The 12,661-nt window shown below is 43.2% G+C and carries 9 protein-coding genes; 8 read left to right on the forward strand and 1 reads right to left on the reverse strand.

Features of this window, described 5'->3' with window-relative positions; genetic code table 11:
• Positions 1-93 precede the first annotated feature (93 nt).
• Entirely contained in the window at positions 94-2,448 is a 2,355-nt protein-coding gene (locus tag DQW11_RS10270) for an outer membrane beta-barrel family protein (protein WP_113923984.1), read from the reverse strand.
• Between the two features lie 335 nt (positions 2,449-2,783).
• On the opposite strand from DQW11_RS10270, the gene DQW11_RS10280 reads away from it, so the two are divergent.
• From DQW11_RS10280 to DQW11_RS10320, 8 genes are all read left to right on the forward strand, one after another.
• Positions 2,784-3,650, forward strand: coding sequence for a LytR/AlgR family response regulator transcription factor (locus DQW11_RS10280; protein WP_198669877.1), 867 nt, complete (start codon positions 2,784-2,786; stop codon positions 3,648-3,650).
• 90 nt (positions 3,651-3,740) lie between these two features.
• Positions 3,741-4,895: an acyltransferase family protein gene (locus DQW11_RS10285; protein ID WP_113923986.1), complete on the forward strand. Its 1,155-nt coding sequence runs from the start codon at positions 3,741-3,743 to the stop codon at positions 4,893-4,895.
• A gap of 63 nt (positions 4,896-4,958) precedes the next feature.
• A complete protein-coding gene (locus DQW11_RS10290; RefSeq protein WP_113923987.1) occupies positions 4,959-5,195 on the forward strand; it encodes a hypothetical protein in 237 nt (78 codons plus the stop codon).
• Positions 5,177-5,476 (forward strand): type II toxin-antitoxin system RelE/ParE family toxin, encoded by a 300-nt coding sequence (locus DQW11_RS10295; protein ID WP_113923988.1) that lies wholly within the window; start codon positions 5,177-5,179, stop codon positions 5,474-5,476. The genes DQW11_RS10290 and DQW11_RS10295 overlap by 19 nt, the downstream gene beginning before the upstream one ends.
• A 113-nt stretch (positions 5,477-5,589) precedes the next feature.
• Positions 5,590-7,104, forward strand: coding sequence for a Gfo/Idh/MocA family protein (locus DQW11_RS10300; RefSeq protein ID WP_113923989.1), 1,515 nt, complete (start codon positions 5,590-5,592; stop codon positions 7,102-7,104).
• A 164-nt stretch (positions 7,105-7,268) separates the two neighbouring features.
• Entirely contained in the window at positions 7,269-8,210 is a 942-nt protein-coding gene (locus DQW11_RS10305) for a sugar phosphate isomerase/epimerase family protein (protein ID WP_113923990.1), read from the forward strand.
• A gap of 444 nt (positions 8,211-8,654) precedes the next feature.
• A complete protein-coding gene (rlmN, locus tag DQW11_RS10315; protein WP_113923992.1) occupies positions 8,655-9,719 on the forward strand; it encodes a 23S rRNA (adenine(2503)-C(2))-methyltransferase RlmN in 1,065 nt (354 codons plus the stop codon).
• 194 nt (positions 9,720-9,913) lie between these two features.
• Entirely contained in the window at positions 9,914-12,613 is a 2,700-nt protein-coding gene (locus DQW11_RS10320) for a TonB-dependent receptor plug domain-containing protein (RefSeq protein WP_113923993.1), read from the forward strand.
• The last annotated feature ends 48 nt before the right edge of the window (positions 12,614-12,661 follow it).

Below are 12,661 nucleotides of genomic sequence, written 5' to 3' on the forward strand. Positions count from 1 at the left end.
ACCTTGCGTAGGTAAACTAGTTTACATCCCCAATGTAAACTTCAACCAATCACTTTTTGAGCTTTGTGATTTGCATAAAACCTACGATTCTAATCAAAAATTAAACTTGGCGCTCAACAAGAATATCCTTGTTTCCATCTTGGAATAAAAATCCTGTGAAAATGCAGCAGTTCTGTTTTCTCCTGCAAATCTGAGGGTATCGAAAATATCACGCACACTCAAGGCAAGGCTTCCGCGGTTCTTGAAGAAATTTTTCATCACGTTGGCATCCACAAAATATTGGGAAAGATCCCTGCCTTGGGCTTCGATTTCTGGAGAATCGTAATTGGCCACGATCTGAAAATTGATTCCCAAAGGAAGTTTGAAATCACTCGTGAGTTTGGTGTTCCAGGCAAAACCTTTGTTGATCGCTCCATTTTCGACATTGGAACCATCGACGATGATCCTAAACATGGTCAGACCACCGCTGATATTCCACCAAGGCGTGACTTCTCCCAAGCCGATAAATTCCAAACCATAAGACACCGAGGTGTTCAAATTCTCAGGCTGAATGTAGGAAATACCATCCTGAATGATGGTAATCATGTCTACCTGCCCATCCACATGTCTAAAAAATGCATTGGTAGTAAAGCTTGATTTTGCCCTGTTGAGCATGTGTCCAAACTCAAGTGAATGGATTTTTTCCGGTTGAAGGTTTGGATTGCCTCTTCTGATACTGAGTGAATCGGTGATATCCGGAAATGGATTAAGTCTCCAAGGTCTTGGCCGGTCGATCCTCCTGCTGTAAGTAAATTTCAGGGAATTCTCCTCGTTCAGCTTGTACAGCACCTGTGCACTTGGAAACAGATTGAGGTAATTCTGCTTGTTGACCTCATTGGTGTTGATCAGTTCGGTATTGAGGTTGGTATATTCTCCCCTCAGTCCAAAAGAATAATCAACCTTACCGGAAGATGCCGCATAGATAAAATACCCTGCATAAACCTGGTCTTTGTAGATAAACCTGTTGCTGACGTTGGGGTCTGTTACAAAATCCTGGTTTCCTTCCTGAAATCTCTGGAAAACAAAATCATTGTCAAAGTCCCTCAAAATGGATTTCAGACCTGTTTCTATTTTCTTTTGCTCAGAAATGGGGTGGATATAATCTGCCTGAAAAACGTAGATGTTTCTGGTTTCGTCAGTAAATCCACGCTCCTGACCGGTGCGGTTTTCTTCATTTGAGTCAGTCGAATTATTGAAAATATCAATATTCTGAACCTTGTATTGGTTTCTGTAAGAACTGCTCGCCAAAAACCGGAATGACTGATCGGGGTTGTCAAATGTCCTTTCGTAGATTATGGCATTGTCCACACCGTCATCGTCTTCGGTCTCATTATTTCTCCTGACGAAATCCAAAATAGGTTCTCTGGTGGAATTCCTGCTGAGTTGGGAATACAAAGTGTTTATCTGACTGTCGACATTGGTAGTGAAAACTCCTTCGTAGCTGATGATATTCTTGCCAAAATAATAATCTCCTCCATAGTTGAAGGTATGTCCGATATTTTGGGATTCCATGGCGGTTTCCTGAAGGAGGCGTTCATCTTCTTCGAAAAGTATCCTGTCGGAGGTTCTTGTGCCCACATTTCTCCAATCTCTGAAATTGTATCCCCCATAGAGATTGTACTTGAAGGTCCTGTGGTTCAACCTTGCTCCGGTATTCATCCTTCCCCGTGTTCCATAGGTCAGTTCTGCACTTCCGTTTGTGCCGAGGTCTTCTCCTTTTTTGAGGATGATGTCGATCACGCCACCTTCAGCATCCGCGTCAAATCTTGCATTTGGGTTGTTGATGATTTTGATTTGCTCCACAGCACTTGCCGGGAGTTGGTCGAGGTTTTGGGTCAGGGAGGAGTTCCGTCCATTGATGAGGATATTTGTTCCGGTACTTCCCCTCAACGCGACCGTCCCATCGTCCCCAACACTGATCGAAGGCGTGTTTCTCAGGATGTCAAGCAAGGTACCTCCAAGGTTAGACATGTTGGCTTCCGGGTTGATGGTGATGCCTTCCACATCAGCACGAAAAGGGAATTTGGTAGATTGTACGATTACTTCTTCCAGATTTTGGTTTTCACTTTTGACCTCGATTTTTCCAAGATCGGTATTGCCATTCAGGCGAATGTCGGGAATGGTTTTCTTGTCATACCCGATCAGGTAGAAATTCAATTCATAATTGCCATTTGGGGCAGAAAGGGAAAACTCCCCATTGTCCTTGGTATCTGAAAAGGTTACCGGAGTATCCTCACCAGGCTTGAATAGAGCAACCTGCATAAAAAGCACCGGTTGTTTGGAGTCGGCATCGATGACATTTCCTTTGATGGTGAAGGAATTATCCTGAGCATTGGAAATTAAGGGAACTAGGATAAAAAAAGCCAAGGATACATATCTGAAAAAAACTGAACAGGTGAAAACTTTCATGAGAATTGCTATCAAAATAGTGTTTGTGCAGTTTTGTAAACTTGGTTTTACGCATTGTGGTTTTGAAAATCTTGTAATTTTTATACAAAGGGAGAAATACACTCCATCAGCGGAAAGATAAGTTTTCTGTCATTTCGGAAAATAATAAAGATTGGGACCCAGATTTTGGAATTCTGAAATGCCCCCATTTAAGGCGCAGTAAAATCTGGAAACACCTTTGATTGAAAATTGCGAGGCTTTGATAAGAATTGAGGGCTTTGCATAAAGTGGTTGGAGAATTCTGTTAATTTTATCCAACCAAGACTCCAACCCACAATTATCCGTAAAAGGAAACCATGATTTCAAATCTTAAAGACTTTTTAAACCAACCCTATCCTTTTTACTACAAAGGCAAACAGCTTTTTTACTTTGCTTTGCTGATTTTTATGATGAGTGTGTTCTTCAATTATTTTTTTGAACCATTCGACAATTATGTTCCCGAACACAAAATGGATTTCTTTTGGATCAGTGTGATCCATTCCGCTAACGCTGCTTTGGTGGTTTTGCTACTCTTTGGACCAATCGGCATGAAGATAAATGAGGACAAATGGACAGTCAAAAAAGAAATGGTCCTGGCCACTGCTTTGTTTGTATCAATCGGGATTTTCCAGTTTTTGGTCAGGGATTTGATCTATGACAATCCCTATAATTGGTCGTGGAGATACCTCTTGGAAGAGATCCGAAATACCTGCCTCGTGGGTTTTTTATTCTTTGCGATCATCGTCCCGATAAATTACATCCGACTGAAAAGTCAACATGTCGACCTCGCTTCCCAATTCAAGGCCAAGCCACATTCTGAAATATTGGTTGACAAACAGGAATCTGTTGCCATTCAGACCCAACAAAAAAGTGATGACTTTTTACTTGATCCCAAAACGTTTCTCTTTGCCAAAGCTGACGGCAACTACCTCGAAATCATGGTCAGCCAAAATGGAGAAATCCAAAAACTGCTGAAAAGGATGACGCTGAAAGAATTTGAAACCCAACTCAAAGCGCCAGAATTTATCATCCGAACCCACCGGTCTTACCTTGTCAACCTCCATCATGTAAGCGATATCAGGGGAAATGCACAGGGCTACCAACTTCATTTGACTCCTCATCCTGAGACCATCCCGGTTTCGAGAGGGATGATTCCTCTGTTTGAAAGCCGCATCAATGCCTAGACTTTGTCATTCATCACAAAACCTTGACAGCCATCCCAAGGCCGTTTTTTTCTCTTTTTTGATTTCTACATTTGACTAAAATAAAAGAAAATGCGCAGGTACGATTTGGATTGGCTACGGGTCATCGTTTTTGGATTGTTGATATTTTACCATGTGGGGATGTTTTTCGTTCCTTGGGGTTGGCATATCAAAAATGACATCATCTATCCCAACCTTCGTTGGCCGATGCTTTTTGTGAACCAATGGCGTCTGCCCATCCTGTTTGTGATTTCGGGAATGGGCACATATTACGCGCTGTCAAAGAGAAGCGGCGGAGCTTTTGCCAAAGAAAGAATTGTAAGGCTGCTGATTCCACTGATTGCCGGCATTATCCTGATCGTACCGCCACAGGTATACTTTGAGCGCTTGGACAAGGGACAGTTCAGTGGAGGGTATTTCGACTTTTGGCCTTCGGAAGCATTTATCGGAATCTATCCGGAAGGAAATTTCTCCTGGCACCACCTTTGGTTTTTGCCTTATCTCTTGTTGTTTTCTTTGGTATTGATTCCGGTCTTTTTGTACCTCAGAGACCATCCACAGGCGGGGATTCTGAGAGGAATGCGGAAGTTGGCGGCAACACCATTCGGGTTGTTTTGGCTGGTCATACCGCTTTATATCTGGGAATCTTTGGTCGAACCATTCTTTGAATCCACCCATGCCTTGGTCGGGGATTGGTTCAATATCATCAATTTCATCACTTTCTTTTTCTATGGTTTTCTGTTGATATCCGTCAGGGAGATTTTTTGGAAAACAGTGCAGGAAAATCGTCGCAAGTACCTGTATCTGGGATTGGTCGGATTTACGATGATGCTAGGTTTGAGGCAGCTTTATGAAGATTCGACTTTGGTGCATTTTGTCGAGGCGGGATTCAAAGTCGTTAATCTTTGGGCTTGGATCTTGGTACTGTTTGGTTATGCCGCAGCTTACCTCAACAAGCCGAGTGCACACCTTGCCTATGCCAATGAGGCGGTTTATCCGTTTTACATCCTCCATCAGACCATCACGGTCGCTTTGGGATATTACCTCATGCATGCAGACTTGGGACTATTTGTCAAATTTTCCCTGATGTCCATCGGAACTTTTGGAATAGCCTGGCTGATCTACGAATTCGGCATCAGGAGATGGAATTGGGTCAGGCCCTTGTTTGGCTTGAAGGGGAAATTTAAAAAACCACTGTCAAATCCATTGCCGAATGCCATATTATGAAAAGGATATCAGCGTTGAAATTTCCATTGGAAATCCTATCTTTAAAGTATTAAACTCACCGATATGTCAAGTGTGGAATTGAAGAAAATATTGATTCAAAGAATTGCAGAGATCAATGATGAACAATTTTTGAAGGCAATTAGAACCATCTTAGACACCAAAATAGAATCTGAGTTAATGCTATTGTCTGAGGGGCAAAAATTGGAAATTCAAGAATCCAGGAAAGAAATTGTAGATGGTAAATTTGTTGATCAAAGTGAACTTGAAGCTGAATTTGGCAAATGGCTAAAAGAAAAATAATCTGGTCCCATAGAGCCAAAATCAAACTTTTTGAGATTCTTGATTTTTTTGCAGAAAGGAATGGGAATACTTTTTACTCGAAAAAATTATTTTCGAGATTTTCCAAAGAACTTAACCTTCTAAAAAAACAACCTGAAATTGGTGTAATTACTGATCTTGAAGGTGTGAGAGGTATCATTGTCGGAGATTACATTTTATACTATGAAATAACTCCCGAATCAATTGTGATTCATACAGTTTGGGATGTTAGGCAAAATCCTGAAGACTTGAAGATTAAATGAGTTTTTTCTTCTAAATCCTTTTTGATTTCGGATTTCAAAGTTCATCAAAAAAAGGAAGATTGTAATTTCGGTTCTTTTTGGGTAAATTATTGACCTTCAATAACGTAAGCCCAATGGATCAATCGAATAAGATCAACCGGAGAGAATTTATCGGTTCGGCAGCTGCCGTAGCAGCGACCATCTCCATCGTCCCGTCCAATGTCATCGCCGGAAGCGGCAAAATTCCTCCCTCTGATCAAATTACCGTGGCCAACATTGGCTGCGGCACCCAAGGCCTGCGTGAAATGGGTGACCTGCTCCAAAACCCAAAAGTCAGGGTGGTTGCAGTCTGTGATTCCAACAAATACAGCACCGACTATATCGATTGGTCCGCTAATGGCATCCGCAATGACATCCGCAAAGTCTTGGAAGATGACACTTGGTGGGACAATGTTCCAGGAATCCCCGGAGGCCGGGATGTCGGACAGGCTTATGTGGAGCAATATTATGGAAAGTACAAACCTGCCAAAAAATACAAAGGCTGTGCCTCCTATGAAGATTTCAGGGAAATGTTTGCCAAAGAAAAAGGGGTCGATGCCGTCAAAATCATGACACCTGACCATACCCATGCGCCGATTGCTTTGGCGGCCATGGCTCATGGAATCCATGTGGTGACCCACAAACCGATTTCTAACCGGCTATTGGAAGGAAGAAAAGTCATCGAAAAAGCAAAGGAAACGGGGGTGATTACCCATTTGTTGGCTTGGTCAGACCGACCTGAATACCGGCAGATGAAAGCTTGGATGGATGAAGGTCTGATCGGCGACCTGACCGAAATCCACAATTGGTCATACCGTCCGGTGTGGCAACAGTGGACCAAAAGACCGACCGAACCGAAGACAATTCCCGCAGGATTCAATTGGGACCTGTGGCTCGGGCCTGTACCCGACATGCCCTATCATCCCAACTATACCCACAATGTCTTCCGTGGATGGTATGAGTTTGGCGGAGGTTCAGTGGCGGACATGGGACATTACAGTTTGTTTCCCCTTTTTGAGACTTTGGGAATCACCAAATCCCCTTTGAGTGCAAGGGCTTTTGGTACCACTTCCCGCGAGGAAATCAACCAAGTCTATCAATGGATCAAAAACGATGTCGCATTTCCCGCGAGCAGTATGATCAAATGGAAGTTTCCCCAACAGGCATCACTTCCGGCATTTGACTTGTTTTGGTACGATGGCGGGATGAAGCCATTTGCATGCGAGGAACTAGAAATGGATGGAAGGGATACTCCTGAAGAAGGTTTGATGCTTGTGGGGACAAAAGGTAAAATCCTCGGAGGTTTTAGGGGTGAAAATCCTGTGCTGCTTCCTGAAGGCAAAATGAGCCAAAGACCTGCTTCGGAGCGGATAGATTCGAGGGCGGTTGTGCGGAATACTGATGCTTGGGTCGAGGCCATCCTGTCGGGCCAACAAACTCCCGGAAGTTTTATCCGTGCCCAAACCATCACCGATACCATCAATCTCGGGGCAGTAGCCTTGCGGGCAAATAAAAAAGTGGACTTTGACGCCGATGCCCTGAAAATAACCAATGATGAAAATGCCAATAAATTCCTGACCCGTGACTACAGACCCGGTTGGGAAATCTGATTTTAAATAATAAAAAGTAAATGAAAAAAGATGCATGTTTCAATGCTAAAGAGTCGGGGACACCGGTCTTCCGTCTTCCAACTGTTTTGGATCAGAATTTTCCGCTTATAGGCTCGATTTGAGTTCCTAATAAATTAGCTTTTAACCAACCCTAACCAAAAAAAATGAAAGACAGACGAGAATTTATCAAACAAGCCGGAGTCGCTGCTGCAGCACTGACTTTTGGCCTTCCCCAATTTGCATTTTCTATGAAAAACGAAGATCCTTTATTTAAAATTTCACTTGCCGAGTGGTCGGTAAACAGGTTGCTTTTCGCAGGAAAGATGGACCACCTTGATTTTGCCATGCTTTCCAAGAAGCACGGCATAGACGCGGTGGAATATGTCAATCAATTTTTTATGGACAAAGCCAAAGACATGAACTACCTCACGGAGATGAAAACCCGTGCAGAAGGCGAGGGAGTCACTTCGGTTTTGATCATGTGTGACAGAGAAGGCATGCTGGGTGCAGCCACATCCGAAGAGCGCAAGCAGACAGTCGAGAACCACAAAAAATGGGTGGAGGCCGCCAAGTTTTTGGGATGCCATTCGATACGTGTCAATGCCTACACTGCCGTGCCTTGGAGTGAGGATCCAAAAGCTGAAAAGCAGGCGATTGATGTTTGCAGTTCAGGATTGAGGCAATTGTGTGAGTTTGCCGATGATTTTGACATCAATGTAGTGATCGAAAACCATGGAGGATTCTCCAGCAATGCCAAGTGGCTTGCCGAAATGATCAAACAGACTGGGCACAAAAGGGCCGGTACTTTGCCTGATTTTGGCAATTTCAGAATCCATTCAGACGACAAAAGGATTGTTTCCTATGACTCCTATCGCGGAGTCGACGAACTGATGCCCAAGGCAAAGGGGGTAAGTCTGAAGCCAACGGTTTGGGATGACCGAGGCAAAGAACATGCCTTGGACTATGACAGGATGATGAAAATAGTGCTTTCCCATGGCTACCATGGCTATGTAGGGATCGAGCATGGTGAAAAAGACCGTGAGTGGGAAAGCATCGTCGATATCCGAAATACCATGACGGATTTGAGGGATTTGATGAAGGGGTGATTCTTTTTTGTGGTTTCCCGCTTCTTTGCCAGTAACCTATATAATTCTTCAAACGGGACCGAAGACCGAAGTCGGAAGACCGATGTACCGGACAATTAATCCGCAGACCTGAATTAGTATGGATATCTTAACTACTGGCATCATTGCGTACATTCAAATTCTTTTTGTATGGCTTAGGTGAAATTAGGATTGGATATTGATTGATATTCCAGTCCTAATTTGTCATTTTTTCTAAATCTCTGGATAAATAGAGTTAGTAAAGGAAGAATCAACAATTTGGAATGAAATTTTCTGAATGAAGGTGTCATATTTTCAACCTTCCCAACCTTCCCAACCTCCCAACCTCCCAACTTCCTAACCTTATAACTTTCCAACCTTAAACTCTAATCTTCCAATCTTCCAATTTTTGAATTTTCCAATCTTTTTATCCCTTACCTTTGCAGCATGGACAGCACGGCAAAGAAAGACATCAGAAAATTCACCTTGGAGCAGTTGGAGGAATTTTTTATTGAAAAAGGTGAAAAGAAGTTTCGGGCCAAGCAGGTGTATGAATGGCTTTGGAACAAGTCTCTCAAAAACTTTGATGACATGAGCAATATCTCCAAGGAAACCAGGGAAATGCTTAAAGCCAACTTTATCATCAACCATATCCACGTTGACCTGATGCAGCACTCAGCTGACGGCACGATCAAAAATGCCGTCAAGCTCTTTGACAGCAAAATCGTTGAATCTGTCCTGATTCCCACTTCCAAGCGGATTACAGCCTGTGTTTCCTCGCAGGTAGGTTGCAGCCTCGACTGTAACTTCTGCGCAACCGCACGGCTGAAGCGCATGCGCAACCTCAACCCGGACGAAATCTACGATCAGGTTGTCGCTATCAAGGAAGAAGCAGAAACCTACTTCAACCGCCCCCTGACCAATATCGTCTTTATGGGCATGGGCGAACCGCTTCTCAATTATGCCAATGTCATCGAAGCCATCGACAAAATCACCTCCCCCGAGGGACTCGGGATGGCGGCAAGAAGGATTACACTTTCGACAGTCGGCATTCCCAAAATGATCAAGAAAATGGCCGATGATGAAGTCAAATTCAACCTTGCCATTTCGCTGCATTCGGCCATCAACGAAACACGAAGCCGTCTGATGCCGATCAATGATGTCAATCCATTGGAAGATTTGGCGGAAGCTTTGAAATATTGGTACCAAAAAACCAAGCGGAAAGTCACGTATGAATATGTGATTTGGGATGGCATCAATGACAACGAGGAACATGCCCGGGCCTTGGCCAAATTCTGCAAAATCATTCCTTCCAAAGTCAACATCATCCAATACAATCCGATCGATGAAGGGGAATTTCGTCAGGCTTCCCGTGAAGCTGTTGAAATGTATGTCAGGATCTTGGAAAACAATGGTATCATAGCCAAAGTCCGCAAATCCCGTGGTCAGGACATCGATGCAGCTTGCGGTCAGTTGGCCAATAAAAACGAAGTTGCTCAGTTGGAATCTTAAATTTATCCTCAAAACCTTTCCCTTCTGAAGGTGATAAAATATCACTTACAGTTTATTTTATTGAAAATAAGAAAGAAGGAAAATATTTTTCTATCATTGAAACTAAATTCCGTTTTAAAATAAACTTTGTCATCGTCCCGACGTATTGGGTAATGACATTAGTTTTTTAAACCCAACCAAAAACCCACATTATAATGAGTCGAGTCAAGTACATCCTTCCCTTTTTGATCCTCCCTTTTTTATATTTCCTTTCTTCTTTCCAAAACCAATCAAGCATCAAGGAACTCTCTGAAAAAATCATCAGGATGACTGAGAGTTATGTCAATGATTTCCCGGAAGAAAAAGTTTTTGTTCACTTGGACAAAAACATCTATGCAGCAGGTGACATAATCTGGTTTTCAGCCTATGTCACTGCAGGAAGTCCGGACCTTCCGTCGCCATTGAGCAAGACGGTCTATGTGGATTTGTTGGATAATGAAGGGAATCTCCTCCAACAAAGGACTGTCAAAATCGAAGATGGTCAGGGAAGCGGGGATTTTAAACTTGACAACTTTACCAAAGAAGGTATTTACCACATCAAGGCATATTCACATTGGTCCAAAGGTTTTGGTGCTGAATCAGTATTTCAAACAAAAATTGAAATTTTTGAACCTTACAACCTCCGCTTTCAGCCATCAGTCGTTTTTGAAAAAAAGGAAACCGGAAACGACATCCAATATCAGGCAAAAATCAATGCTGTTGACCGCAACTTAGCACCTCTGAAAGGAGAAAAACTTACCTACGCAATTGTGGGCGCAGGGAAAACAATCAAAGAAGGTTCTGTTTTGCTGGATTCTAATGGAGCAAGTTCGCTGGAAATAGCGCTACCTGCTTCAGAATTGAAAAAAGTCACCGAGTTGATTTTGACCTGGAATGAAAATGAAGAATATGGCATCACCAGAAACTTCATTTTACCTTTTCCTTCGGGAAGTATAGACATTCAGTTCTTGCCGGAAGGTGGCGACCTGATTTCCGGATTCAACAATAAAGTGGCTGTCAGGGCGGTTTATCCTGATGGTTCACCGGCAAAACTTTCCGGTAAAATCAACCTTGGAGAAGAAGAAGTGAATTTTTCTACCAATGAGTGGGGCTTGGGAGCTTTCAGTTTTACTCCCAAAGAGGGTCAAAATTATGTCTCCAAGATCACTGCAGATGAGGCTGTTTTTGAGAGAAATCTTCCTGCGGTAAAGGTTAAGGGGATCAATCTGGCGGTTGACAATTCGAAGGAAGGCCTATTGAACGTGTTGGTACAGGCCAATGATTTCAAATCGATTTCCCCTACTGCGGAAGGTTTGCTTGTGGTCCATGCACGCGGCAGAATCGGCCACATGCAGTTAATCAACCTATCCAACGGTGTCACAGGTGCCCGTATCAACAAAGCCAATCTTGCTCCGGGTATCAATCAGGTGACAATTTTCGAGCCTAGTGGCACTGCTTTGGCAGAGCGTTTGGTTTATATTCCTACACCGGAAAGAAAAATCAATCTTGATGTATCGAAAGTTGAATTAAAACCAAGAGGAAAAAACTCGTGGCAACTTACCCTCGAAGGGGAAGGATTTGAGAAGGGTTCCTATTCTGTATCCATCACTGATGCGGATGAGTTTTCAAATAATTTTTCTTCCAATATTATTTCTTGCCTCAAAATGGAATCCGAACTCCGGGGCAATATCCATTCAGCAAAGCATTTTTTTGGAGACCAAAAAGATGTGGAGGGCCTAGACCTGATCATGCTGACCCATGGATGGAGGAGGTTTGATTGGGAAGCGGTTTTGGCAGGGAAATTTGAAAATCCGAATTTCATCGAGCAGGGAATCAATATCACCGGAACCATCAAACCAAAATCCAACAACAAAAAAGGGGTAACCGGCGGGATGATCAATGTATTCAGCAAAGGAAAAGAGGAAGATTTTCTCGCAATCCAGTACAATGAAACAGGAAAATTTATCATTGATGACATGATTTTTTCTGACACCACGCTGTTGACCATTTCCATCAATGACAAAAAAATGAAGGAATTTGTGGAGTTGGATTTGGATGCACCGATAGCAAAATACGAAAAATGGACAGGTTTCAAGCCTTTGGCCAAGGGCTTTGAAGTCAATCCTGTATTGCGGGATTACTTGGTAAATGCAGAAAAAAGAAGACAGGCTTCTGCGGCGTTTGATGAGATGGACCTGGTGGAGATTGACGAGTTTGTGGTTCAATCCCAAAAATATGAGGTCGCAAATGAGGAAGTTACCCGTGTGTATGGAAAAGGAGACATGACCCTTGTTCCTGCCGAAATCGGTGGTTTTGAAGGGTATTTTGATATATGGCAATTGCTGCAGGGCAGATTTCCGGGAGTGCAGATCAAACCCAATCCAATGGGTTCACCGACTGTCACCATCCGGGGAGCGGGGTCATTGAATGCCCTTTCACCTATATTTTTGTTGGATAACGTTCCCGTAGATGCACAGTTTCTGAGTGCGATTTCGCCAAGAGACATGGCCGCAATTGATGTTTTCAAAGACGGGGCTAGCTTGGCCATGTTTGGTTCGGCAGGTGCCGGAGGCGTGATAGCGGTTTACACCAAGCGGGGCAACGGAATCGTCGATACAGGAGAAGGGATCTTCAATATCAGGTTTCCGGGGTATTCGACTCCCAAGGAATTTTATATGCCAAAATACGATACAGAGACCATCGCAAAACCTGATTTTCGCTCCACACTCTATTGGAATCCCAAGATAAAGTTGCAGGGAAATACTGCCAATATTGAGTTTTTCAACTCTGACATAGTCCAAAGGTACAAAGTCGTCATCCAAGGCATGGACCAGGTTGGAAGGCTTTCCTATTTGGAAATGGAGATTGGGTCGTAGGAGTTTAATTATTTCCCGCAAAGCCGCAAAATAGCAAAGGAAAAGACC

The organism is Cognataquiflexum aquatile, assembly GCF_003316845.1.
Lineage (GTDB): Bacteria > Bacteroidota > Bacteroidia > Cytophagales > Cyclobacteriaceae > Cognataquiflexum > Cognataquiflexum aquatile.